Here is a 25,392-nt window from a genome sequence, read left to right on the forward strand (position 1 = left end):
AAAATAAATTTAATACACTGAGAAAGAGGATAAAAATTATGCAAGCGATTCCTGCCAATATTGTTAAATTTTTGAGCAATCATCATGTCGTCAGTATTGCTGCGGTGGCAGATGGCGAAGTTTGGGCGGCTTGTTGTTTTTATGTGTTTGATGAAGCCAATGCCCGCCTGATTGTGCTGACTTCTTTGAAAACAAAGCATGGCGGACTGATGAGCCGTTCTGCCAAAGTAGCCGGCACCATCGCCGGTCAGCCTGACAGTATCACGAAAATCAGCGGTGTTCAGTTTGCGGCGACTGCCGCTTTGATTGAAGATGAAGCGGATTTGAAAGCGGCGCAGTCTTTATTTTACAAAGCGCATCCTGCCGCCAGGGTGATGAAAAGTGATGTCTGGGCGTTGAATTTGGATAATGTAAAATTCACTGACAATAAATTGGTATTCGCACAAAAAACGTATTGGAATCGTGAGGATTAAGAAAAGGCCGTCTGAAAGATGAAATTTTAGACGGCCTTTAGCTGTATGATTTCGTATTTAATATTATTGCCAAAGTTTTTCAAATTCTGATGGGCTGATGTACTCGCTGTATGATAAATCTAAATCGGTTAATTCCCCATGTAATAAGTTGTCGCGTTCGGAGATGTTTTCGGTATGCCCATCTGCATGTAAATAGATTCGGCGAGTGTTGATGCCGTCAATGTATTCGTCAAACTGCCATACGGGGACAGCATCTAATGTTTCGGTGTTGAAGAATTTGGTATAGATATTTGTTTTGTCGTTAGATGTCATTGCGTAGCCAAATAGTCTGATGACGGTTTTCCATAAAGTAAGTGGATTTTTATTCCGAAAATATCAGAACAAAAATCCACTTAATTGAGTCAATAACTACTCGAACTTAGATTTTAATCGTGTCCGATGTCTACGGTTTTTTCTTTGTAACGTGTGTCGGGAATCAAAACAATTTTATCGTCCACTTTGCCGATGGCTTTCACGTCTTTGCCCGGATAGTCCAGCTGGTGCAGGAAGTAGCGGATACAGTTCAAACGTGCGCGTTTTTTGTCGTCGGAGCGGATGATGACCCAAGGCGCGTCGCCGGTGTGGGTGTGGAAGAACATGGCGTTTTTGGCTTCGGTGTAGTCGTCCCAGCGGTCGAGCGACTGGATGTCCACAGGGGACAGTTTCCAGTGTTTCAGGGGGTCGTCACGACGGGAGATGAAGCGGCGGAGTTGTTCTTCACGGGATACTGAGAACCAGAATTTGAACAGGTGGATGCCGCTGGCAACAAGCATACGTTCCAATTCAGGGGTTTGACGCATGAAGAGTAGGTATTCGTTAGGTTCGCAGAAGCCCATGACGCGTTCTACGCCGGCACGGTTGTACCATGAACGGTCGAAGAATACCATTTCGCCTGCGGTCGGCAGGTTTTGGATGTAGCGTTGGAAATACCATTGGCCGCGTTCGGTCGTGGTCGGTTTTTCCAGTGCGACAACGCGTGCGCCGCGCGGGTTCAAATGTTCCATAAAACGTTTGATGGTACCGCCTTTACCGGCTGCATCGCGGCCTTCAAATAGGCTGACGATGCGTTGGCCGGAATCTTTGACCCAGCTTTGTACTTTCAATAATTCGATTTGCAGTTTCTGTTTTTCTTTTTCGTAAACAGAACGGCGCATACGTTGTTTGTACGGGTAGTTGGCAGGAAGCGGTGCGCTGCTGGAATCTTCGTCTGAACCGCGTCCTTCGTGTTCCAAAACAGCCTTTTCGAATACTTGCAGCTGGTCTTGTTTCTCGCCCAGTTCAACATTCTCGAACGGTTCTAGTTGGTGGTCTGCCATAAAGTCTCCTTATCGATTAAGTTTTAAATGATATAGTGTGGTATGGTTTGATTCTACCCTTTTATGCCTCGTTCGACTACATAAAATTACATTTGAGTGCTTTTTTTGAATTTGTCTGCTAACTTATGTAAAAGCAGCGTATAATCAGCCTATTTGTACAGCAATCATGCCTTATTTCGCCCTGTTTGACGATGCCGTGAGCGGCCGAGCAAAACTCTATCAAAATCATGTAGAAAGCCATCGGTTTTATCATAACGAACTGGATTCGTTAACAAGTATTTTGCAAGCTGGCTGGAAAAAGGGTTTGCATGCAGTGTTGTTTGCAGACTACGAATTCGGATTGCCGCTGATGGATATTCCGTCTGGCCACAGTGGCAGTCTGCGTTTGCACTGGTTTGCCGATTATTCCGAAATCGATGCCGAAAACTGGCTGGCCAATCATTCAGACGGCCTTGAGGCAGGTATTTCTATTCCCCGATTCTCCGTATCCGAAGCCGATTATCTCGAGCATATCCGTCAAATCCACGAAGCCATCCGCCGCGGCGATACCTATCAAATCAATTACACCGTACGCCTGCACCTGCAAGCATACGGCAATCCGATCCAGCTTTACCGCCGCTTGCGCCAGCCTGTGCCGTATGCCGTTTTGTCTTGTCTGCCCGACGGGGTAGGGCAGGACGCGTGGACTTTGTGTTTTTCTCCCGAACTTTTCCTCAGAATCGATTCAGACGGCTTGATTACAACTGAGCCGATGAAAGGCACTGCGCCGATTCTTCACGATGGGCAAGATGAACGCCGCGCCGTTGAATTGCAAAACGATCCGAAAAACCGCGCCGAAAATGTGATGATTGTCGATTTGTTGCGCAACGACCTCGGCAAAATCGCGCAAACAGGCAAAGTACGCGTGCCTGAACCGTTTAAAGTTTCCCGTTTCGGCAGTGTTTGGCAGATGACCAGTGCCATCGAAGCGCAGGCGCTGGCTGGTGTTTCGGTTGCCGATATTCTCCGTGCAGCCTTCCCGTGCGGCAGTATCACCGGCGCACCCAAACGCATGAGTATGCAGATTATTGAGTCCCTTGAATCCGAACCGCGCGGTTTGTACACAGGCAGCATCGGCTTTTTGCATCCGTGTGATACGGGTTTGGGGTTTGAAGGCGTGTTTAATGTCGTGATCCGCACTTTATCTCTGAAGCCGGTTTCAGACGGCCTTTATCAAGGTGTTTATGGCGTGGGTTCGGGGATTGTGATTGATAGCGATCCGGAGGCCGAATATCGCGAGTGCGGTTGGAAGGCGCGTTTTCTCAATGACTTGCGGCCTGATTTCGGTATTTTTGAAACCATGCGCGTGGAAGACAAACAATGCCGTTTGCTTGATTTGCATTTGGGCCGTCTGAACAGCTCGGCGCAAGCGTTTAACCTGCCTTGGCCTCAAAATGCAATAGAGCAAATCCAACATTATATAGATGCATTGCCAAATGGGTTGTTTAGAGTCAAAGCAGCCTTGTTTTCAGACGGCCTTGCATTGAGCCATGCGGCTGTTTCTGAATTGGATGGGCAACAATATGTCATCCTGAGTGAACACACATTAAGCCAACGCGATTATCTGCGCCGTTTTAAAACCACACGCCGTGAAATTTTTGACCAAGCATGGAAAACGGCAGAAGGGCAGGGCGCATTTGACAGCTTGTTTTTCAATTCAGACGGCCTGTTGTTAGAGGGTGGAAGAAGCAATGTGTTTATCAAATATCAGGGACAATGGCTTACGCCGTCTTTGGATTTGGATATTTTGAACGGAGTGATGCGCCAAGCGGTATTGAAGCAGCCGCGGCTTTTAGGTGCGGATACAATCAAAGAAACCCGCATCACGCGTTCTATGTTGGAAAATGCGGAAGAAATCCGCTTGAGCAATGCTTTAAGGGGCGTGTTTGCGGTTTCGCTCCGTAAATAAATGGCAATAGTCAAATCATCGTGATTCAAATTGTCGTAAAGCGGCAATATCCGATAGAATACGTCATTTCAACATTGAGGCCGTCTGAAAGGGAAAACAATATGGCAAAAGCAAAAGGTGGATTGGGACGCGGTTTGGATTCGCTGATATCCAATGCGGTGGACAGCAGCAGTAGCGACCGCCTGACAACGGTTGCCATCGCCGATATTCAGCCCGGCCGCTATCAGGCGCGTGTGCAAATGGATGACGAAGCCTTGCAGGAATTGGCTGACTCCATTAAAGCGCAAGGTATTATCCAGCCGGTTATCGTACGCGAACGTGGTCTGTCTCAATATGAATTGATTGCCGGCGAACGCCGTTGGCGTGCTTCCCAGTTGGCCGGTTTGACCGAAATTCCCGTCGTCATCAAAACCATCAGCGACGAAACCGCGTTGGCCATGGGTTTGATTGAAAATCTGCAACGCGAAAACCTCAATCCGATTGAAGAAGCGCAAGGTTTGAAACGCCTCGCCGACGAATTCGGTCTGACTCACGAAACCATCGCAAAAGCCGTCGGTAAAAGCCGTAGTGCCATCTCCAACAGCCTGCGTCTGTTGAGCCTGCCTGAGCCGGTTCAGGAAATGCTTTACCAACGCCGTCTGGAAATGGGTCATGCCCGTGCGTTGCTGACCTTGCATGTGGTCGATCAATTGGAGTTGGCGCAAAAAACCGTCAAAAACGGCTGGTCGGTGCGCGAAGTAGAACGCCGCAGCCAATTGGCACATCAAAAAGCTAAGCCCGAAGCAGCCAAAACCATCAGCCCGGATATCCGCCGCATCAATGATGCATTGACCGAGCATTTGGGTGTTAATGCCGAAGTCAAAACCAGTAATCAGAAAAAAGGCAAAATCGTGCTGCATTTTGATACGCCGGAAACATTCGAATATTTGCTGAAGCAGTTGGGCATCAATCAAGCGTTCTAACGGCTTTATAAATAGAACGGGCCGTCTGAAAAAAGCTTTTCAGACGGCCTCAATTTTTGAAAAAGCGTAGAGCGTATAAATGTTTACAATACAAATCAAAATCTTCTGTAAAATCTATGTAACAACATGTAATTTGTGTTAAACTCCATTCCAGCAAAGATTTGTTTTATATGTGTTAATCATTTATTTGTGAAAGGTTCACAAAGATTAACATATTGCTTGACGTTAACAAACTTCTTGATTATATTAGCCTGCCTTGCTTTTTGGGGTACAAAGTACAATGAATCAGATAGTCCCATTGCAAGTGATTGTATTATTAATAATTTCAGTTGTTTGTGCATTATTTTCCGGATTGCCCGGCTTCCTCTCTGCTTTGGCGGGAGGATTTTCGTACATTGTCCCTACCCTTGTTGCAGTTTTACTTTTAAAGTTTTCCCGACGAAATCCCGAGTTGCAAAGCTCGATGTTTGTCGGCGGAGAGGTTTTAAAAGTAGTGCTGTCGCTGGTATCTATGTTGGTCGTTTTCGCGATATGGCATCGATCACTGGTATTTTACCCATTTTTATTGGCGTTTCTTGGCGTCAGTCATTTGGTTTTTTTAGTATTGTTGAGAGTAAAACACTATGGCAGGTGAAACTATGACCGCTGCCGACTACATCAAGCACCACTTGCAAAGCTTGACCAGTATGTCGGATGTTACTCAGGGTCAAGGACTGAAAAACATTGCTGATTTTTCGTTCATTAACCTTGATGCAATCTTTTTTGCCGTTCTGTTGGGCGTAATCGGCAGCTTCCTTTTGTGGCGCGGTGCCAAAAAAGCGACGGCCGGCGTTCCCGGTCGTTTTCAAGCGGCTGTTGAAATTCTGTTCGAATTCGTGGATGACATGTGTAAAAGCATTATCCATAACGAACAATCGCGTAAAGCCGTTGCCCCGTTGGGTCTGACCTTGTTTGTCTGGATTCTCTTGATGAATGCCATGGATATGCTGCCGGTTGATTTGCTGCCGATGGCATGGCAAGGCATTACCGGTAATCATCATGCCCTGTTGCGTGTCGTGCCGACAGCTGACTTGAATACGACTTTGGCTCTGGCGATTGGCGTATTGCTGATCTGTATTTATTACAATGTCAAAATCAAAGGCCTTGGCGGTTGGATTCACGAGTTGTTCTGCGCACCTTTTGGTCCGTGGCTTGCTCCGGCCAACTTCCTGCTGAACTTGGTAGAGTTTTTGTCCAAAACCGTATCCCACGGTATGCGGTTGTTTGGTAATATGTATGCTGGCGAGCTGGTGTTCCTGTTAATTGCCCTGTTGGGCGGTGCATGGGCGTCAACCGGCAGTGTTGAAACTTTGGATCCGATTTTATTTGTGTTCCACCTGATTGCCGGTTTGGCTTGGGCGATTTTCCACATTTTGGTCATCACCTTGCAGGCATTTATTTTCATGGCGTTGGCGTTCGTATATATCGGACAGGCGCATGATGCACACTAATCAAGTAGTTTTTTCGTAGTTTGTTTTTTGTAGTTTAACCTTTACTATTTTAAGGAGTTTAAAAATGGGTTTGATTGCTATCGCATGTGGTTTGATCGTTGCCTTGGGCGCATTGGGTGCCTCTATCGGTATCGCAATGGTTGGTTCTAAATACTTGGAATCTTCTGCTCGCCAACCTGAGCTGATCGGTCCGCTGCAAACTAAACTGTTCTTGATCGCTGGTCTGATCGATGCGGCTTTCTTGATCGGTGTGGCTATTGCCCTGTTGTTCGCCTTCGTTAACCCGTTTGGTGGTGCGTAATCAAGACGGAGCGATCCGTTCAGATACAGGCTTGCCGTCTGTTTGATTAACCCAGATACGAAGGTTAAGTAACGTGAATATTAATGCAACCTTATTTGCGCAAATCCTAGTTTTCTTTGGCTTGGTTTGGTTTACGATGAAATTCGTATGGCCTCCGATTGCCAAAGCATTGGATGAGCGTGCCGCAAAAATCGCCGAGGGCTTGGCTGCCGCCGAGCGCGGTAAGAGCGATTTTGAGCAGGCAGAGAAAAAAGTTGCAGAACTTATGGCCGAAGGGCGTAATCAGGTAACCGAAATGGTTGCCAACGCCGAAAAACGTGCTGCGAAAATTGTAGAAGAAGCCAAAGAGCAAGCTTCTCATGAAGCAGCACGCATTGCAGTCCAAGCAAAAGCTGATGTAGAGCAAGAAGTTAACCGTGCACGCGAAGTGTTGCGTGAACAGGTCGCTTCATTGGCTGTTAAAGGTGCGGAATCTATCCTGCGTAAAGAAGTCGATGCTTCCAAACATGCAGATCTGCTCAGTGCCTTAAAACAGGAGCTGTAATCTTATGGCAGAGTTCGCAACGATTGCCAGACCTTATGCGAAAGCATTGTTTAGTCTGGCTCAGGAAAAAAACCAAATCGAGTCTTGGTTGGGCGAACTGAAAGAACTCGCAGCGGTTGTTCAAGATGAGAAAGTCATTGCTTTCATCGAGCAGCCGGAAACGGGAGCTTCCGAAAAGGCAGAAACGCTCAAAGGTCTTGTCGGTATCAAAAATGTCGAATTGGCAAATTTTATTACCGTTTTGGCCGAGCAAAAGCGTTTGCTGGTATTGCCGGAAATTTATGCCCAATATCAAGATTTGACCTTGATACACAACAATACGAAATCGGCAGTAATTTACAGCGCGTATGAGCTCAGTTCTCAGCAGCTGGCCGATGTTACCGATATCCTGACAAAACGCTTCAACAGCAAATTGGATGTGGTAACTAAAGTTGCCCCTGAATTAATCGGCGGCATCAAAGTAGAAGTGGGTGATCAGGTCTTGGATTTGTCCGTACAAGGCAAACTGAATGCTTTGTATGCGACTATGACAAATTAGGAGAGTTTTCATGCAGCTTAATCCTGCTGAAATTAGCGATTTGATTAAAGCCAAAATCGAAAATCTGTCCGTCAATACAGAAGTGCGTACCCGTGGTACCGTTGTTTCTGTTACAGACGGCATTGTGCGCATTCATGGCTTGTCAGACGCGATGCAAGGTGAGATGCTCGAATTCCCCGGTAACACTTTCGGTCTGGCCATGAACTTGGAGCGCGACTCCGTTGGTGCCGTAGTGTTGGGTGAGTACGAACACATTAAAGAAGGCGATACAGTTACCTGTACCGGCCGTATTTTGGAAGTGCCAATCGGTCGCGAATTGGTTGGCCGCGTAGTTGATGCATTGGGTCGTCCTATCGACGGTAAAGGTCCAATCAATACAACTTTGACTGCTCCAATCGAAAAAATCGCACCGGGTGTGATTGCGCGTAAATCGGTTGACCAACCCATGCAAACCGGCCTAAAAGCCATTGACTCTATGGTTCCGGTTGGTCGTGGCCAACGTGAGCTGATCATTGGTGACCGTCAAACCGGTAAAACAGCCGTAGCACTGGATGCCATCGTTAACCAAAAAGGTACAGGCGTTATCTGTATTTATGTGGCTATCGGTCAAAAAGCATCTTCTATTGCCAACGTAGTACGCAAATTGGAAGAGCATGGCGCGATGGAACATACTATCGTGGTTGCTGCGACTGCTTCTGAAGCCGCTGCGCTGCAATACATCGCTCCTTACTCCGGTTGTACCATGGGTGAATTCTTCCGTGACCGCGGTGAAGATGCATTGATCGTATACGATGACTTGTCTAAACAAGCCGTTGCATACCGTCAAATTTCCCTGCTGCTGCGCCGTCCACCTGGCCGTGAAGCCTATCCTGGCGACGTATTCTACCTGCACTCCCGTCTGTTGGAACGTGCAGCCCGTGTCAGCGAAAACGAAGTTGAGAAACTGACCAATGGCGAAGTAAAAGGCAAAACCGGTTCTCTGACTGCGTTGCCGATTATTGAAACCCAAGCCGGTGACGTATCGGCATTCGTACCAACCAACGTAATTTCGATTACAGACGGCCAAATCTTCTTGGAAACCGACTTGTTCAACGCCGGTATCCGTCCTGCAATCAATGCCGGTATTTCCGTATCGCGCGTAGGTGGTGCGGCACAAACCAAAGTCATCAAAAAACTGGGTGGCGGTATCCGTTTGGCGTTGGCACAGTACCGTGAATTGGCGGCGTTCTCCCAATTTGCTTCCGATTTGGACGAAGCAACACGCAAACAGCTGCAACACGGTGAAGTGGTTACTGAATTGATGAAACAAAAACAATTCAGCACATTGAACACTGCCGAAATGGCATTGACTTTGTGGGCGATCAACAACGGTTCTTACGCAGATGTTCCGGTATCCAAAGCCTTGGCTTTCGAAGCAGAATTCCTGAGTTTCGTACGTACGCAACATCCTGAGGTTCTGGATGCGATTAATGCATCAGGCGCAATGTCTGACGAAAGCGAAAAAGCATTGACCGAAGCCATGAAATCTTTCAAATCTTCTTACGCTTACCAAGCATAAGTATTGAGATGAAAGGAGTCTGAAATGGCAGTCGGAAAAGAGATTCTCACCAAAATCCGTAGTGTTCAAAATACCCAAAAGATCACTAAAGCGATGCAAATGGTGTCGACCTCTAAAATGCGGAAGACTCAAGACCGGATGCGCTTAGCGCGTCCGTACGCCGAAAAAGTGCGTACAGTGATGAGCCATCTTGCACAGACCAATGCCGATCATGGTATCAAATTGTTGGAGCCGCACCGCGAAGTGCGCCGTGCCGGTTTCATTTTGATTACCTCGGATAAAGGTTTGTGCGGCGGCTTGAACGCAAACGTACTGAAAAAGTTTTTGGCGCAAGTTCAAGAGTATCAGGAACAAGGCATCGAAGTCGAAGTCGTGTGCCTGGGTAGTAAAGGTTTGGCTGCATGCCAAAGCATCGGTTTGAACGTTATTGCCAGTGCAACCAATTTGGGCGATACCCCGAAAATGGAAGCGTTGCTTGGCCCTTTGACCGAAATCTTCCAACGTTATGAGAAACATGAATTAGACCGTATCCATATGGTTTACTCACGTTTTATCAACACAATGCGCCAAGAGCCGCGTATGGAAGTTTTGCTGCCTATCGGTGAAAACGTTATTGACGACGGAACAGGTCATTCTTCATTTACTTGGGAATACCTCTACGAGCCGAGTCCTATCGCCGTATTGGAATATTTGGTTCGCCGCTATTTAGAGTCTGTGGTTTATCAGGCATTGAGCGACAACATGGCATCTGAACAAGCCGCGCGTATGGTAGCGATGAAAGCCGCAACCGACAACGCAGGCAATGCCATCAAAGAATTGCGCTTGGTGTACAACAAATCGCGTCAAGCCGCGATTACCACAGAATTGTCAGAAATTGTAGCAGGTGCAGCGGCAGTTTAATGCCGTCTGAAGCCTGAACAGGAAATTAGGATACGATAATGAGCCAAGGCAAAATCGTACAAGTTATTGGTGCGGTGGTTGACGTGGAATTTCCACGTGACGCTATCCCGCATGTTTACGATGCCCTGAAATTGGACGAGAACGGTCTGACTCTGGAAGTTCAACAGCTTCTGGGCGACGGCGTTGTCCGTACTATTGCAATGGGTAGTTCAGACGGCCTGAAACGCGGCATGTCTGTAAGCAATACTGGTGCGCCAATCACTGTGCCGGTAGGTAAAGGTACATTGGGTCGTATTGTCGACGTATTGGGTACGCCTGTTGATGAAGCAGGTCCGATCGATACCGACAAGAGCCGCGCCATTCACCAAACTGCTCCGAAATTCGACGAGTTGTCTTCAACTACCGAATTGCTGGAAACCGGTATTAAAGTGATCGACTTGCTGTGTCCGTTTGCTAAGGGCGGTAAAGTAGGTCTGTTCGGTGGTGCCGGTGTGGGCAAAACCGTAAACATGATGGAATTAATTAACAACATCGCCAAAGCGCACAGCGGTCTGTCCGTGTTCGCAGGTGTGGGTGAGCGTACCCGTGAAGGTAACGACTTCTACCACGAGATGAAAGATTCCAACGTATTGGATAAAGTAGCCATGGTGTATGGCCAAATGAACGAACCTCCGGGCAACCGTCTGCGCGTTGCTTTGACCGGTTTGACCATGGCCGAATACTTCCGTGACGAAAAAGACGAAAACGGTAAAGGTCGCGACGTATTGTTCTTCGTTGACAACATCTACCGTTACACTCTGGCCGGTACCGAAGTATCCGCACTGTTGGGCCGTATGCCTTCTGCAGTGGGTTACCAACCGACATTGGCTGAAGAAATGGGTCGTTTGCAAGAGCGTATTACCTCTACCCAAACTGGTTCCATTACTTCCATCCAAGCCGTATATGTACCTGCGGATGACTTGACTGACCCGTCTCCAGCGACAACTTTTGCCCACTTGGACGCAACCGTCGTATTGAGCCGTGATATTGCCTCTTTGGGTATTTACCCGGCAGTTGACCCGCTTGATTCTACTTCACGCCAATTGGATCCGATGGTATTGGGTCAAGAACACTACGACGTGGCGCGCGGTGTACAGTCCACTCTGCAAAAATACAAAGAATTGCGCGACATTATCGCCATTTTGGGTATGGACGAATTGTCTGATGAAGACAAACTGACTGTAATGCGTGCCCGTAAAATCCAACGCTTCCTGTCTCAACCGTTCCACGTTGCAGAAGTGTTTACAGGTTCTCCAGGCAAATATGTCGCCCTGCGCGATACCATTGCCGGCTTTAAAGCCATCTTGAACGGCGAATACGACCATCTGCCTGAACAAGCGTTCTACATGGTAGGCGGTATCGAAGAAGCAGTTGAGAAAGCGAAAACCTTAAACTAAGGAGGTCGGCATGAGCGTCATGCAAGTTGAAGTGGTCAGTAGCGAGCAAAACATCTATTCGGGCGAAGCCAGCTTTGTGGTAGTTCCGACCGTTCAAGGTGAGCTTGGTATTTATCCACGACACGAGCCGATTATGAGTTTGGTACGCCCCGGCGCATTGCGTTTGACTGTTCCGGGTGAAGCTGAAGAAGTGCTGGTTGCTGTTTCCGGCGGTGTTTTAGAAGTACAGCCTGACAAGATTACCGTATTGGCAGACGTCGCCGTCCGCAGTACCGAAATGGATCAGGTGCGTGCTGAAGAAGCTAAGAAAGCAGCCGAGGCAGGTGTTTCTGCAGCCAAAGATGATAAATCTCTGGCCGAAGCGCACAAAGCATTGGCAGCAGCCATTGCCCAGCTGAAAACTTTGGACTACCTTCGTTCGCAAAAAAACAAGTAATGTGGGTTCATTAAGAAAAAGCACAACGAAATGTTGTGCTTTTTTATTTGCCTGAAGATAAGTGGCTTGATATTGAAATGTCGATAGACGAGTAGATGGCAAGTTTGAAATCGAAACGGTAGAATCAGTTTTTATGACTCAATTGTTGGTGGATCATTGTCAAAGCAGTTAGCCTTGTTATTTGGCTAAGAATAGCCCACTCAATTTTTTTAACCACAAAAAGTAGGTTGGATAATTCCTAATTTATTGCAACCGCAACAGATCTGAATTGGTCAGTATTGAAAATATTAGAATTTGCGGAAGCTCTTGTCTAAACAAAAGGCCGTCTGAAAAGTTTCAGACGGCCTTTAAACCATTATGACGGTATCTGTTTATGATTGGTCGATGGTTTTATCCAGTCCTTGGGTCAGACCGTTGATGTTGCCACCATTCAGTCCCAATTCTTTCAAGAGACCGTCAACCAACGGAGCTTGGCTGCGGTAGCGCAGGGCGCTGTTGACCATTTGGTCTGCAAGGCTGGCTTGTGTGGTTTGGCCGTCTGAAGCGCCTTCCGCGCCGTTTGCACCACCGGCAAAGCCACCCAGACCATTGACTTGCAAAATCTTGATGTCTTCGATTTTTTCCATTGGGCGGACGGATTCGCGGATGATGTCGGGCAGGTGTTTCAAGAGGGCAAGGCGGACTTGCATTTCAACCTGCTCAACGCTCAGCACGTTAGCGGCTTCGTTGACGGCGCGGGTACCTTCGGCATCAACTTTATATTGTTGCTCTTGCGCTTGCGCCAACAAGATTTTGGCATCGGCTTCACCTTTGGCTTGCAGGCGTTGTTTCTCGGCTTCGGCTTCGGCGGCGATACGCACGGCTTCAGCTCGGTCTTGTGCAGCCTGTTTTTCGGCTTCAGCGGCGACGGTGAGCGAAATCGCGTCTTTTTGTGCGGCTTCTTCGGCGGCAATCAATTCCACCGCTTTGGCACGCTCGGCGCGTTCGGTTTCGCGTACGGTAATCACGCTCTCTTCCTCGCGAACGGCGGCGGCGCGGGCTTTGTCGGCCTCTGCTTTGGCTTCGGATTCGGCACGCGATTTCTCGGCAACGGCGATGGCGCGGTCTTGCTCGGCCAACTCGATGGCTTTGCGGCGTTCAACCTCTGCCTGCTCGACGGCTTGGGCTTTGCGGATGTCTTCGTTTTTAATGTCGCGTTCGGCGGCAATGCGTTTCAAATCCACTTCGCGTTCTGCGGCAATTTTGGCTTCTTCCGCCTCGCGTTTTTTCTGAGATTCTTGTTCGGCAATGCTGGCCTCTTGTTCGGCGCGGCGCACGGCAATCTCACGCTCTTGTTCGAGTTTGGCGTATTCTTCTTCGCGTGAGATTTTCAGGCGTTGCTGCTCGGCTTCGAGGTTTTTAGTTTTGATTGCCAAGTCAGTATCTTGTTCGATTTCGTTACGTTTTTTGCGGCGGCCTTCGATGGTTTCGGTCAGTTTGGTCAAACCTTCCGCGTCAAAGGCGTTTTGCGGGTTAAAGAACTCAAAGCTGGTTTGGTCGAGGCCGGTCAGGGAAACGGTTTCGAGTTCGAGACCGTTTTTGAACAAGTCTTCACTCACGACTTGTTGTACTTTCTGAACGAAATCAACACGTTTCTCATGCAGCTCTTCCATCGCCATTTCGGCGGCAACGGCGCGCAGGGCGTCAACGAATTTACCTTCGACGAGGTCTTTCAGTTCATCGGGGGACATGGTTTTCATACCCAGCGTTTGTGCGGCGGTCGCAATGCTCTCGGCGCTGGGTTTGACGCGGACGTAAAATTCAGCCATTACGTCAACGCGCATCCGGTCGCGGGTAATCAGCGCCTGCTGCGCCGCGCGGCGCACTTCAAGGCGCAGTGTATTCATGTTGACGGGGATGATTTCGTGTAGCACGGGCAGCACCATCGCGCCGCCGTTCATGATGACTTTTTCGCCACCGAAACCGGTACGGACAAATGAGACTTCTTTGCTGGCGCGGCGGTACAGACGGGTCAGGATGAGGCCGAGTACAATTAGCGCGACGAGTATGACGCCGGCGATGGTGCCGATGGAGACCAAGTTCATGGTTTTTCCTTTCTTCTTGTTAATATGCCTTTGAGGGCGGTGGATTCAGAAGGCTTTGAGGGAAAGAGGCCGTCTGAAAGGGTTTAAAAATATGGGTTGAAATAATAGGGTGGTTGTTTTTCTAATTGTTATTTCAAATTTCCAGATGGTGGGGATAGGGCGGTAAAGTATCTATTTTTCCCGTATCGATGAATCAGCGGTTTCAGACGGCCTCAATCCACCAAGCTTCCGCTCGGATTTAAAATCGCCTTAAATGTATTTCCGTCCAACGACACCAGCAATACCGCATCGCCTTGTTTCAATACATCATCAGAGTCAGGCTCTACCATCACATAATGCTGTTGGCCGTAAGCATCTTTCACGCGCACCTGTGCCGCATTGCCTACCCGAGCTTCGCCCAACACCACTGTGCCGACGCGGCCGATTAAACTTTCCTGCGAAACGGCAGTGGTTTCATCTTTCGGCATAATTTTGTACAAACCGCCAGCCGTTACGCGCACCAAGGGCAGGGAAAGAAACCAAACGATGACTGCTGCCAGCGTGCCATTCAGATAACTGCCGAATACAGTGGCAAAGGCCGTCTGAAACAGATAACCCGTTAATCCGTATACGGCAAGAAACACCACCATCAACATCAATACCGGGATACGTCCGACATACAGCCAGCTCAGGAAACGCACGAATATGCCTGCATCCGCCACATCCAATCCGACCTCGGCGTGTGCAGTTTCGGTCAGGCTGTCGGGCAACAGGTTGTCCAACCAGTCGCTAATACCGCCTGCCAGCATGGAAATGATTTCAAACACACCGAGCAAAACCATCAGCGCAATGGCAATGCCGAAGATTTCAGTTTCGGGGGCGTTGATTAAATTCCACATATTGCATTTCCTTATTCTTTTTAATTTTCAGACGGCATATATTTTATTTTAAAGTTAAGCCGATTGGATATGGATATTTTTATTAATTTGTTATAACTGACAGGATTTTTCCCAATCCGGCATCTTTTTGTTATTGAGGTGTGTATGGTTTTCTTTTTTCAGACGGCCCTGTGAGGATAGGGACCGTCTGAAACCGCGATTTCCTCAATATGGCTTATGATTTCGCCTTCAACGCCGCCAATCGTTCGGCAATGCGGTTGTTGCGGCTTAAGTCTTCCAGTTCTTTCAGCTTGGCCAACTGCGCCGCATCGGTGCTGCTGTGTACCGCGTTCTGACGACCCATCACTCGGTCGAAAGCGTTGCCGCTTTTTTCAGCATCACGGGCGATACGGTTGAGGTCGCTGCCGCCTGAAGCTTTACCTGCGCCAGCGTTCTGCTGCGCCGCGCACCAGTCTTGCAACTGCTGCTGCATCTCGCGTTTTTTTGCCTGCAGGGCGGCGATAAAGCCTTCGAGCTCTTTTTCCTGCGCGGCGCAGTCGGCGATGGTGTTTTCCAAGATGGGCAGACGCGCTTCGATGTCCATCTGTTCGGCGATGCCCGCCTCGGCAAGGTCGTCGCGACCGGCATCCACGGCAGCTTGCAGGTTGGCATCGATGGCTTCGTGGCGGTTGCTCTCGTCCGCCATTTTCTTGGCGGCAAGGTGTTTCTGCGCCAACACTTTGCCCAACTCGGCGCGTACTTCGTCCACCGCCCGCTCGATTTCGCGGATGCTCTCGTTCATGACTGCTTCAGGTGCAAGGTTCTCCGCCGCATCAATCAGGGCATGAAAACCGCCGCTTACCAGACGGCCTACTCGGCGGGATAGGGTTTCGCTCATTTGGATTTTCCTTTCACTAAAATGTGTTTGTTTCATTTGGTATGGAGGCAGTCTTAAACTTCATTTGCCTGCTGCACAATCTTTGCCAGTTTCAAAGTATTTTCAAGCTGTTGCAGCACGGTGTCGTCATATGCCGCGCCTTTGCCGGTTACGGCGAGCTGCAAGATGCTGTCGGTCAGGCGGACGATGCGCCACATCAGTTCGCGTTCGTATTTTTTCAAATCGTCGAGATCGGCTTCTTCGGGCAGGTCGGCGGCGAGTGTTGCGCCTAAGTCGGGCAATTGTTCAAACAACCTCGCCACGATATGCGAATGCACTCCGGCCTGTTTTTCAGCGTGCAAGATTTCGTGTTTCGCCGCTTGGAAAAATTGCTCCTGCGCCGTCAGTGCGGAGCCGTAATCGCGCGTTTGCGTATGCGACAAGCGCGCCAGTTTGAGCAGTTCGCGGATTTTTTCAGACGGCGTATTCGCACCTTCGATTTTAAGTTCGGCAATAAAATCAGCATCTTCCTGAGTGATGCGCACGCTGATTGGGATACGGTTCGTTGCATTCATATTCGTTTGTTTTGGTTTGTATTCATTTGAATACAAATATACAAGATGGGATTCTGAGGCGCAATACCTGAAACCGTATATTTATGTAAACATCAGGCCGTCTGAAACCTGATTTTCGGTTTTCAGACGGCCTTTTCCTTTATAATCCGTACATTATTTTCATACACACAGCAGGTTCTCCATGTCCAACAAACCCACACTCCTTCTCGTTGACGGCTCTTCTTATCTTTACCGCGCCTATCATGCTATGGGGCAGAATTTGTCTGCGCCCAACGGTGCACCGACGGGGGCGATGTATGGCGTGTTGAACATGCTGCGCCGTCTGCGTGCGGATTATGTGCACGACTATTGCGCGGTGGTGTTTGATGCGAAGGGCAAGAATTTCCGCCACGAGATGTTCCCCGACTATAAGGCGACGCGTCCGCCAATGCCGGACGATTTGCGCCCGCAGGCGGAAGCCTTGCCGGATTTGGTGCGGCTGATGGGCTGGCCGGTATTGGTGATTCCGCAGGTGGAAGCGGACGACGTTATCGGTACTTTGGCTAAGATGGCTGGCGAAGCGGGTTGGAACGTGGTGGTGTCCACCGGCGATAAGGACATGGCGCAGTTGGTGAACGAGCGCGTGACGCTGGTGAACACGATGAGCGGCGAAACGCTGGATATTGAAGGCGTGAAGGAAAAATTCGGCGTGCGCCCCGACCAAATCCGCGATTATCTTGCTCTGATGGGCGACAAGGTGGACAACGTGCCGGGCGTGGAAAAATGCGGCCCGAAAACTGCGGTGAAGTGGCTGGAAGCCTATGGCTCGCTGGCCGGTGTGATGGAACACGCTGGCGAAGTCAAGGGTAAGGTCGGCGAAAACCTGCAAGCCGCGCTGCCCCAACTGCCGCTGTCGTATGACTTGGTAACGATTAAAACCGATGTGGACTTGCACACCGAGCTTTCAGACGGCCTCGAAAGCCTGCGCCGTACTACACCTAAATGGGCGCAGCTGGTTGTCGATTTCAAACGCTGGGGTTTCCGCACTTGGTTGAAAGAGGCGGAAAGCCGTATGCACGAAGCGCAAAACACGGATTTGTTCGGCAGCGAGCATATTGGCGAACAGGCCGCATTGGCGATGGAAACACAGCCTGAAAAACAACCCGAACTCGCCCCAGCCCCTGAAAAGCTGGATTATCAAGCCATTACCACAGAAGCGCAGTTTGCCGCTTTGTTGGACAAAATGTCGCAGGCGGACACAATCGGCATCGATACGGAAACCACGTCATTAGACGCGATGAACGCCGCGCTGGTCGGCATCAGCATCGCGTTCCAAGCAGGCGAAGCGGTTTACATCCCCGTAGGGCACAGCCTGACCGCCGCTCCCGAACAGCTTGATTTGCAAGACGTATTAGGCCGTCTGAAACCGCATTTGGAAAACCCCGCCCTGAAAAAAATCGGGCAAAACCTCAAATACGATCAACACGTTTTCGCCAACTACGACATCGCCTTGAACGGCATTGCCGGCGATTCCATGCTTGCTTCCTACATCATTGAGAGCCATCTCGGACACGGTTTGGACGAATTGTCCGAACGCTGGCTCGGCTTGGAAACCATTACCTACGAATCGCTGTGCGGCAAAGGCGCAAAGCAAATCAGTTTTGCCGACGTCGCCATCGGGCAGGCGACCGAATACGCCGCCCAAGACGCAGATTTCGCCCTGCGCCTCGAAGCGCACCTGCGCGCGCAAATGGACGCCAAACAGCTTGAAATGTATGAAAAAATGGAGCTGCCCGTTGCGCAGGTATTGTTTGAAATGGAACGCAACGGCGTACAAATCGACCGCGCCGAACTCGCCCGCCAAAGCGCAGAACTCGGCGCCGAGCTGATGAAGCTCGAACAAGAAGCCTACGCTGCCGCAGGCCAGCCGTTTAACCTCAACTCTCCGAAACAGCTTCAAGAAATCCTGGTCGACAAAATGGGCATCCCCACCAAAGGCCTGAAAAAAACCGCCAAAGGCGGCATTTCCACCAACGAAGCCGTGCTCGAACAGCTCGCGCCCGACTACCCCCTGCCCAAAATCATCCTGCAAAACCGCAGCCTGGCAAAACTCAAATCCACCTACACCGACAAACTGCCCGAAATGATTTCCCCCAAAGACGGCCGTGTGCATACCACCTACGCCCAAGCCGTCGCCATCACCGGCCGCCTCGCCAGCAACAACCCCAACCTGCAAAACATCCCCATCCGCACCGCCGAAGGCCGCCGCGTGCGCCGCGCCTTTACCGCACCGCAAGGCAGCATCATCGTTTCCGCCGACTATTCCCAAATCGAGCTGCGCATCATGGCGCACCTCTCCGGCGACAAAACCCTCATCGCCGCGTTCCAAAACGGCGAAGACGTACACCGCCGCACCGCCGCCGAAGTATTCGGCATCGCCCCCGAAAACGTCTCGTCCGAACAGCGCCGCTACGCCAAAACCATCAACTTCGGCCTCATTTACGGCATGGGTCAATACGGCCTCGCCAAATCATTGGGCATCGACAACATCTCCGCTAAAAACTTTATCGACCGCTACTTCGCCCGCTATCCCGGCATCGCAGAATACATGCAGCGCACCAAAGAACAAGCCGCCGCGCAAGGCTTCGTCGAAACCCTGTTCGGCCGCCGCCTCTACCTGCCCGACATCCGCAACAAAAACGCCAACGCCCGTGCCGGAGCCGAACGCGCCGCCATCAACGCCCCCATGCAGGGCACCGCATCCGACCTCATCAAACGCGCCATGATAGACGTATCCCGTTGGCTTTCATACGATCTGAAAAGCAAACTGATTATGCAGGTGCATGACGAACTGGTGTTGGAAGTACCCGAAGCCGAACTGGATTTAGTGAAAGAAAAACTACCGCAGATTATGGCGAAAGTGGATGAAGGAATGTTGAACGTGCCGCTGGTGGCTGAGGTTGGTGTGGGTATGAATTGGGAAGAGGCGCATTGAGTTAGTAACACCAATTATTTATTTTGAACTTAAGGAAATATTTATTATGTCGAATAAAATCACTCGTATTGAAATCAAAAAATTATTTGGTATGTTCAATTATAATATAGATTTAACCAGTAAAGAAAATTTTATTAAGATTATTACTGCTCCTAATGGTTATGGAAAATCTACGATTTTAAAAATTATTGAAGCATTTGCTCAAAATAATCTTTTATTTTTCATACATACTGATTTTCAAGAAATTAGATTTTTCATATCCAATCAAAATAAACCTATTACTTTTCGAAAAATAAAAAGTAATTACTATATTGATGAAATAAATATAACTTTCTTACATAATAAATTATTGTTAGATAGTAATTTTTTTGATGCTATCGCTAATTTAGAAAATTTTTTGCCAATATACAGGATTGGAGAAAATCAATGGAAATCTTTTGACTCAGAAGATATTATTTTGACCTTTCCAGAAATACTTAGAAAGTTTAAGAACCACACTTCTATATTTGAGTTAACTAGAAATTTTGAATGGCTGATAGAGATTACTCAACAAATCCAAGTATTATACATATCGACGAATAGATTAATTAATTTTAGCCATATGCAAAATTATGGAGAAGTATCTGATTATGAGAAAAATAGCCTTACAATATTTGGTTTACAAAATAGTATACAGGAATTAATACAACAATCCCTAAGAATACAATTTACTGAAAATCGAAAAAGAGAAGCTTCCTTTCCAGAAAGATTATTGAAGCAATTAGATAAGTCTAATACATCAAACAGAACAACAAAAATTTTTTCATTATTAACAAAAATTAGTAAGTACGAAGAAAACTTTCAAGATTTAGGGATATTGTCAAATGTAGCATTAAATCCTAATTCAATTCAGTCTCTCATTTCTCATATCAAAGATAATACAGGAGAAAAAGTTTTAGAGGTTTATTTGACTGATATTGTGGAACGTCTTGCAAAATTAGAGCCTTTAGCAAAAAAAATCTCCCTTTTTACCCAAAATCTAAATACCTTACTTTCTTTTAAATATATAAAAGTTTCTCCTGAAATAGGGTTTGAAATATATCCTATTTTTAAGCAAAAATATATTAAAAACATCTCATTAGATGAGCTATCTTCTGGTGAGCAGCATTTAATATTATTGATAGGTAAATTAATTTTTAATATTGATTCTGATACGCTAGTTTTAATTGATGAGCCAGAAATTTCTTTACATCCTGCATGGCAAGAAGAATTTGTAAATATTTTGATAAAAATACAAGAAATTAATAGCTTTTCTGTGGTAATCGCTACACATGCCCCTGCATTGATTAATGGAAATTGGGATAATGTTCTAGAATTATCTGAGCAATATTGGGGATTATTGAAATGATTAAACCACATAAATCATTAAAGGATGTTGCCCAATCACCTACATATATAATTGATGAGGCAAAATTAATTTTTAATTCATATAAAAAAATAACATTGGTTGTAGAGGGAGAAACAGATAGAGATTTATTAGTTCCTTTCTTTATAGGGAAGCCAATTAGATTTACGGAGTCGAAAGGTAAAGACAAAAGTTTAAATATGCTGGATCTCCTAAACCAAAAATCGGAAGTAGAAAAGCGTGGAATTTATTTCTTGATAGACGTGGATTATGATTATTTATGTAGCAGAATAAAAGAAGATTCCAATTTAATTTATTCTTTTTATTGTACTGATACTAAAACATTTTTCTTTAATGACATAGAAACATTTTTAGTTAACTCACAAGCATTAACTAAGTTGCTTGTGAATTTACACCCTAAGGATAATGTCGATATTAACGATTGTCTTAGACTTCTCCTTCCTAAACTAGAAAATTTTTCTAGGGAAGTAGGAGCTATTCGGGCAGCGAATGAAATGTTGGCTGATAAAAGAACGATCTTAGACGGAGTGGATTTATTTGAATTTATTTCGTTCAATAATTCTAATCTGTCTAACTGGAACATGTCTTTTGATATAGAAAATCTCAGGGAGAGGTTATCTTCATGTTCCCCTAGAAAAAGTGATATAGATGATTTATTTGAAAAAGCATATGAGCTAAAGCAAACTGAACCTAAATGGAGACTAAGTCGTGGACATGATGTTACAGAAATTTTAAAAGATTTCTTTTTGCACCATACAAAAAAGTACCTTTTAAAGGAAGATAGATCTGGTAAAAAATATGCTTCTGATATAGAAGTTCTTTTGAGAATCGCTGCCGAACAAGAAGAGTTTCTCAAAACAAATGTAGGAACTAAGATTTTACAATTATTACATAACGTATAGTCCGCCGTAGGTCGGATACTTGTATCCGACAAAAACCTGGCATCTCAAAAGCCGTCAGATTCGAGAATCTGACCCACTGAAACTGAGCATCGGGTGTAGGGTGTGTGCGGTACGCACGCACGCGGTGTTTGAAATCCAAAACCCATCCGAGGCCGTCTGAAAATCCCTAAACATTTTCAGACGGCCTTTTTTATGCCGATTTTCTATCTTCTATTTGCCGTATGCTTTTATTCTCGGCCTTTTGTCTCTTTTTTTCATGAATAATGTTGCCGGTGTTACAATCGGCATATTCTTATTGTTATCAAACAGGTGTTTTATGCAGTTTTTCGGCCTGCTTATTCCTATTATGATCGGCTATTTTCTTGATGAGATGGCCACGGGCGTGATTATTGGGTCGTTGTTTTGGCTGGTTGCTTGGTCGATTGCCAAACAGCGTCAAGAAGAGCGTTTGGCTGAATCTGCTACGGCAGGCGACAGGATGCAGAAGCTGGAGCAGGAAATCGAGCTGCTGAAACAGCGTTTGTCGGTGTTGGAGCATGAGGCTGTCCGTGATGAGGCGAAGGTAGGGCAGGGGCTTGAGGTTCGGGCTGTTGCCGATGTTCAGACGGCCTCTGAGCCGCGTCATGTTCGGGTTGAGCCTGAGGCGGAAGCTGCGCCTGTTAAGCAGAAGATTGAAGAGGCGTTTGCTCCTTCTTTTTCTATACCTATTGATCCTGTTTCTACCAAGGCTGCTGCTTCGTCTGAGCCTGTTGTGGAAGAAGTTGTCGAGGCGGTTGCTCCGGTTGCTGCTGAACAAGCAGGGCAGTCTAAAAAAGAGGCTGTTGTTGCTTCGATGCCGTCTGAAAACGAAGATGCGCCATTGCGTCAATTCGTTATCCATAAGGCTCAGTCGGAAGGCGGAGAGTACAAGTTTTCCGACAATCCGATTGTTGCTTGGTTCTTGCGCGGTAATCCGCTGTTGAAAACCGGTATTGTGGTGCTGTTCCTCGGCTTGGCGTTCCTCTTGCGCTATGCCTCCGAGCGGGTTCATGTGCCGGTGGAGCTGCGTTATTTGACTGTGGCTGGCGCGGGTTTGGCGGCGGTGGTCGGCGGCTGGAAGCTGCAAAGCCGTAAGCGTGAGTATGGCTTGGTGTTGCAGGGTTTCGGCGTGGCGGTGATGTATTTGACGGCGTTGGCGGCGTTGAAACTACATCCGCTGCTGCCTGTGTCGGTCGTGTTCGGGCTGATGGTGGCGATGGTTGTGCTGATGGCGTGGCTGGCGGTAAGGCAGAATGCGCAGATTATGGCGCAGGTTGCTTTAATCGGCGGTATGGCCGCGCCTTTGCTGACTTCAGACGGCAGCGGCAATTATTTGGTGCTGTTTTCTTATCTTGCCCTGCTCAACGGCGGTGTGGCCGCGATTGCGTGGTTTAAGGCATGGCGTCCGCTGAACCTGACGGGTTTTGTCGCTACTTTTGCCATTGCCGCGCTGTGGGGCATGCGAAGTTATACGCCGCAACATTTCGCCACTACCGAGCCTTTCTTGATTTACCACTGGCTGCTCTATACCTTTATCGCGTATCTGTTCGCACGCCGTAAGCTGACGGAAAACAGCGAAGACGGCGTTACGCCGATTGCCGACAATGCGACTTTGGAAGAAATCGGCAAGAGTATTTATACACACGGCCTGCGCGTGCATGTCCTCGACCATACTTTATTGTTTGGCACGATGGCGGCGGCGTTCGGCCTGCAATACCGCATGGTGGAGCATTGGCCGTCTGCGGATGCGCTTTCCGCATTGGGTTTTGCCGCTGTTTACGGACTGGCCGCGCTGCTGCTGAAACGTCAGCAGGGGCTGTATATTTTGCGTCAGGCGTTTTTTGCGTTGGCGGTGTTGTTCCTCACAATTGCCGTTCCGCTTTATTTTGAACCGAGCAATACGGTTATTTTGTGGAGTGCCGAATCCGCACTGGTTTATTTCTTCGGTTTGCGCCAACAGCGTCCGCATATCCGTTTGGGTGCGCTGATGGTTTATCTCTTGGCGGCACTGATTCAGCTGGGCAATTATCAGGGCTTCGGCACCGATACCGTTCTGGAAGGGCAGTGGTTTACGACGGTTGTGGTGTTGCTTGGCGGAGCGGCGATTTATTTATTGTGGAATTTCTCGCGGCGCGAAGGTTCGGCGCAATGGGAAAAATCCGTTCAGACGGCCGTGTTGTCTGCCGCCTTGCTGTACATCTCTATTTTGCCTTTGCTTTTCTTGGCCGACCAAGGCAGCATTGTCGCTCTTTCCGCTTTGGCGGCGGCGTGGGCATTCTGCCGGCGCAAACATGAGCCGAATGTGTTTATCACATTTGCCTTGGGCAATGTATTGTTCGCCCTGTTGCTGCAAGCCGGCATCATTTATGAATCCCAAGGCTTCCTGAGCCATCTGTACCTTATTGCCGCTACGCCTTTGCTTTTTGCGGCTGCCTACGCGCTGCAATATCCGCGCGTGCCGGTTGCAAGCGAAAAGCCGGAAGGAAACGAGGTTTACTTTGCACAGGTTTCAGGCTGGATCATCCTGATTACAGCGTTGGCGACAGGCAGCTACGCCCTCTATATGCAATGGACAGGCGAGGAAACCCTGTTTATCGAGTTGTGGATGTGGCCGATATTTGCCGGCCTGCTGCTGTTTGCCAAACGTTTGAAATGGGAAGAATTGCTGCAGGCAAACTTGGCATTCCTGCCCGTGTTTGCCCTGCATTTTGTCTTCTACCATACCGAACACGCATGGACAGCCACCGCAGCCTTGCCGCTTGCCGCCGCTACCGTGTTGAACTTCATCATTCTGAACAATTATCCGCGCCCTGATCTGCTTTGGCTGCACAAATTCAATATCACGATACTCGGCATACTTTGGGCGCTTTGGACCGCGCTGTATGTCGGCGGCCTCCTCTCCGGCGTTTGGTCGCAGCTCTCATGGCTGGTCGTGCCTTTGGCGATGTGGGTTGTTTTCCATACGCAGCGCCAACGCGCATTTTTCAGACGGCATCAAGCCATTTATCAGCATTTTGCTATGCCGTTGTGCGCCCTTGCTGCCGCTTGTTGGATGCTGTGGACCAACTTCTCCACGCCATTCCAACCTTTGCCGTTGCCGTATATTCCCGTGCTTAACCCATTGGAACTTGCCAGCGCCGGCATGCTTTGGTTTGCCCTGAAATCCCTGCCCAACGCCTTGTCGCCCGACCTTCGCCGTACCACGGCAACCACAGTCGCCGCCTTGGCATTTATGCTGATCAGCGCAGGCGTGATGCGCGTATGGCATTTCTACGACGGCATCACTTGGCGTCTCGACATCATGCTCCAATCCTTCGGCCTGCAAGCCAGCCTCTCCGTCGTTTGGGCAGTAACCGCCATCATCTTGATGGTACTCGGCAACCGCCGCAAACAGCGGTCCTACTGGATGACAGGCGCGACGCTGATGGGCATCGTAGTCGTCAAACTCTTCCTGATCGAGCTTTCCAACAGCGGCGGTATCGCGCGCATCGTCTCCTTCATCATCGTCGGCCTGTTGCTGCTTCTGGTCGGCTGGTTTGCCCCCGTTCCGCCTAAAGCAGAGAATGATGGCGAACCTAAAGCCTAATCATTAACTTCAAATAAAAAGGCCGTCTGAAAAAGCAGCGTTATCTGTTTTCAGACGGCCTTTATTTTTTAGAAGGTAGCATCTGCTTTGTCCTGGAGTGTCTAATCGTATTGAGTTATGATGCCTTTTAATATATAAATGGATACGCCGTAGGCCGTCTGAAAAAAGAAAAC

22 protein-coding genes are annotated in these 25,392 nt (G+C 48.2%); 16 read left to right on the forward strand and 6 right to left on the reverse strand.

All coding sequences use genetic code 11. The features are described 5' to 3' along the window. Positions 1-38 precede the first annotated feature (38 nt). The gene (locus tag FOC66_RS09530; RefSeq protein WP_003748088.1) at positions 39-473 is read left to right on the forward strand and encodes a pyridoxamine 5'-phosphate oxidase family protein; all 435 of its coding nucleotides are present in this window, start codon (positions 39-41) and stop codon (positions 471-473) included. Between the two features lie 63 nt (positions 474-536). On the opposite strand, the gene FOC66_RS09535 is transcribed toward FOC66_RS09530, so the two are convergent. Then, complete coding sequence (locus tag FOC66_RS09535) at positions 537-785, reverse strand: hypothetical protein (protein WP_003748091.1); 249 nt, start codon at positions 783-785, stop codon at positions 537-539. Between the two features lie 113 nt (positions 786-898). Further along, positions 899-1,828: a polyphosphate kinase 2 gene (gene ppk2 / locus FOC66_RS09540; RefSeq protein WP_003748092.1), complete on the reverse strand. Its 930-nt coding sequence runs from the start codon at positions 1,826-1,828 to the stop codon at positions 899-901. Positions 1,829-1,994: 166 nt separating this feature from the next. Here ppk2 and FOC66_RS09545 point away from each other — a divergent pair, with 166 nt between their 5' ends. The 11 genes from FOC66_RS09545 to FOC66_RS09595 all read left to right on the forward strand — a co-directional run bounded on the left by FOC66_RS09545 (position 1,995) and on the right by FOC66_RS09595 (position 11,941). After that, the gene (locus FOC66_RS09545) at positions 1,995-3,776 is read left to right on the forward strand and encodes a bifunctional chorismate-binding protein/class IV aminotransferase (protein WP_003748094.1); all 1,782 of its coding nucleotides are present in this window, start codon (positions 1,995-1,997) and stop codon (positions 3,774-3,776) included. A 101-nt stretch (positions 3,777-3,877) separates the two neighbouring features. Then, positions 3,878-4,738 (forward strand): ParB/RepB/Spo0J family partition protein, encoded by an 861-nt coding sequence (locus FOC66_RS09550; RefSeq protein ID WP_003748096.1) that lies wholly within the window; start codon positions 3,878-3,880, stop codon positions 4,736-4,738. Between the two features lie 280 nt (positions 4,739-5,018). Next, complete coding sequence (locus FOC66_RS09555; RefSeq protein ID WP_003748097.1) at positions 5,019-5,372, forward strand: ATP synthase subunit I; 354 nt, start codon at positions 5,019-5,021, stop codon at positions 5,370-5,372. Beyond that, entirely contained in the window at positions 5,362-6,228 is an 867-nt protein-coding gene (gene atpB / locus FOC66_RS09560) for a F0F1 ATP synthase subunit A (RefSeq protein WP_003748099.1), read from the forward strand. Before FOC66_RS09555 ends, atpB begins: the two co-directional genes overlap by 11 nt. A gap of 64 nt (positions 6,229-6,292) precedes the next feature. Continuing rightward, positions 6,293-6,529 (forward strand): F0F1 ATP synthase subunit C, encoded by a 237-nt coding sequence (gene atpE / locus FOC66_RS09565; RefSeq protein ID WP_003748101.1) that lies wholly within the window; start codon positions 6,293-6,295, stop codon positions 6,527-6,529. Positions 6,530-6,602: 73 nt separating this feature from the next. Further along, positions 6,603-7,073, forward strand: a complete 471-nt coding sequence (locus FOC66_RS09570) for a F0F1 ATP synthase subunit B (RefSeq protein ID WP_003748102.1) — start codon at positions 6,603-6,605, stop codon at positions 7,071-7,073. 4 nt (positions 7,074-7,077) lie between these two features. Then, entirely contained in the window at positions 7,078-7,611 is a 534-nt protein-coding gene (locus tag FOC66_RS09575; RefSeq protein WP_003683778.1) for a F0F1 ATP synthase subunit delta, read from the forward strand. Positions 7,612-7,621: 10 nt separating this feature from the next. Further along, positions 7,622-9,169, forward strand: a complete 1,548-nt coding sequence (atpA, locus tag FOC66_RS09580; protein ID WP_003748105.1) for a F0F1 ATP synthase subunit alpha — start codon at positions 7,622-7,624, stop codon at positions 9,167-9,169. 24 nt (positions 9,170-9,193) lie between these two features. Beyond that, complete coding sequence (atpG, locus tag FOC66_RS09585; RefSeq protein ID WP_003748108.1) at positions 9,194-10,069, forward strand: F0F1 ATP synthase subunit gamma; 876 nt, start codon at positions 9,194-9,196, stop codon at positions 10,067-10,069. 38 nt (positions 10,070-10,107) lie between these two features. Continuing rightward, complete coding sequence (atpD, locus tag FOC66_RS09590; RefSeq protein ID WP_003748111.1) at positions 10,108-11,505, forward strand: F0F1 ATP synthase subunit beta; 1,398 nt, start codon at positions 10,108-10,110, stop codon at positions 11,503-11,505. A 10-nt stretch (positions 11,506-11,515) separates the two neighbouring features. Continuing rightward, complete coding sequence (locus tag FOC66_RS09595; protein WP_003748113.1) at positions 11,516-11,941, forward strand: F0F1 ATP synthase subunit epsilon; 426 nt, start codon at positions 11,516-11,518, stop codon at positions 11,939-11,941. Between the two features lie 371 nt (positions 11,942-12,312). On the opposite strand, the gene FOC66_RS09600 is transcribed toward FOC66_RS09595, so the two are convergent. The 4 genes from FOC66_RS09600 to FOC66_RS09615 all read right to left on the reverse strand — a co-directional run bounded on the left by FOC66_RS09600 (position 12,313) and on the right by FOC66_RS09615 (position 16,334). Further along, a complete protein-coding gene (locus FOC66_RS09600) occupies positions 12,313-14,025 on the reverse strand; it encodes a flotillin family protein (RefSeq protein ID WP_003748114.1) in 1,713 nt (570 codons plus the stop codon). Between the two features lie 212 nt (positions 14,026-14,237). Further along, the gene (locus FOC66_RS09605; RefSeq protein ID WP_003748116.1) at positions 14,238-14,903 is read right to left on the reverse strand and encodes a YqiJ family protein; all 666 of its coding nucleotides are present in this window, start codon (positions 14,901-14,903) and stop codon (positions 14,238-14,240) included. Between the two features lie 214 nt (positions 14,904-15,117). Next, positions 15,118-15,780, reverse strand: coding sequence for a PspA/IM30 family protein (locus tag FOC66_RS09610; protein WP_003748118.1), 663 nt, complete (start codon positions 15,778-15,780; stop codon positions 15,118-15,120). Between the two features lie 53 nt (positions 15,781-15,833). After that, complete coding sequence (locus FOC66_RS09615; RefSeq protein ID WP_003748119.1) at positions 15,834-16,334, reverse strand: hypothetical protein; 501 nt, start codon at positions 16,332-16,334, stop codon at positions 15,834-15,836. A gap of 181 nt (positions 16,335-16,515) precedes the next feature. On the opposite strand from FOC66_RS09615, the gene polA reads away from it, so the two are divergent. From polA to FOC66_RS09635, 4 genes are all read left to right on the forward strand, one after another. Next, positions 16,516-19,308, forward strand: coding sequence for a DNA polymerase I (gene polA, locus FOC66_RS09620; protein ID WP_003748121.1), 2,793 nt, complete (start codon positions 16,516-16,518; stop codon positions 19,306-19,308). A 46-nt stretch (positions 19,309-19,354) separates the two neighbouring features. After that, a complete protein-coding gene (locus FOC66_RS09625; RefSeq protein WP_003748123.1) occupies positions 19,355-20,695 on the forward strand; it encodes an AAA family ATPase in 1,341 nt (446 codons plus the stop codon). Beyond that, on the forward strand, positions 20,692-21,615 hold the full coding sequence (locus tag FOC66_RS09630; RefSeq protein ID WP_003748125.1) for a DUF4435 domain-containing protein: 924 nt from the start codon (positions 20,692-20,694) through the stop codon (positions 21,613-21,615). The genes FOC66_RS09625 and FOC66_RS09630 overlap by 4 nt, the downstream gene beginning before the upstream one ends. A 316-nt stretch (positions 21,616-21,931) precedes the next feature. Then, positions 21,932-25,219, forward strand: coding sequence for a DUF2339 domain-containing protein (locus tag FOC66_RS09635; protein ID WP_003748127.1), 3,288 nt, complete (start codon positions 21,932-21,934; stop codon positions 25,217-25,219). The last annotated feature ends 173 nt before the right edge of the window (positions 25,220-25,392 follow it).

The sequence above is a fragment of the Neisseria mucosa genome (genome assembly GCF_013267835.1).
Taxonomy (GTDB): Bacteria; Pseudomonadota; Gammaproteobacteria; order Burkholderiales; family Neisseriaceae; genus Neisseria.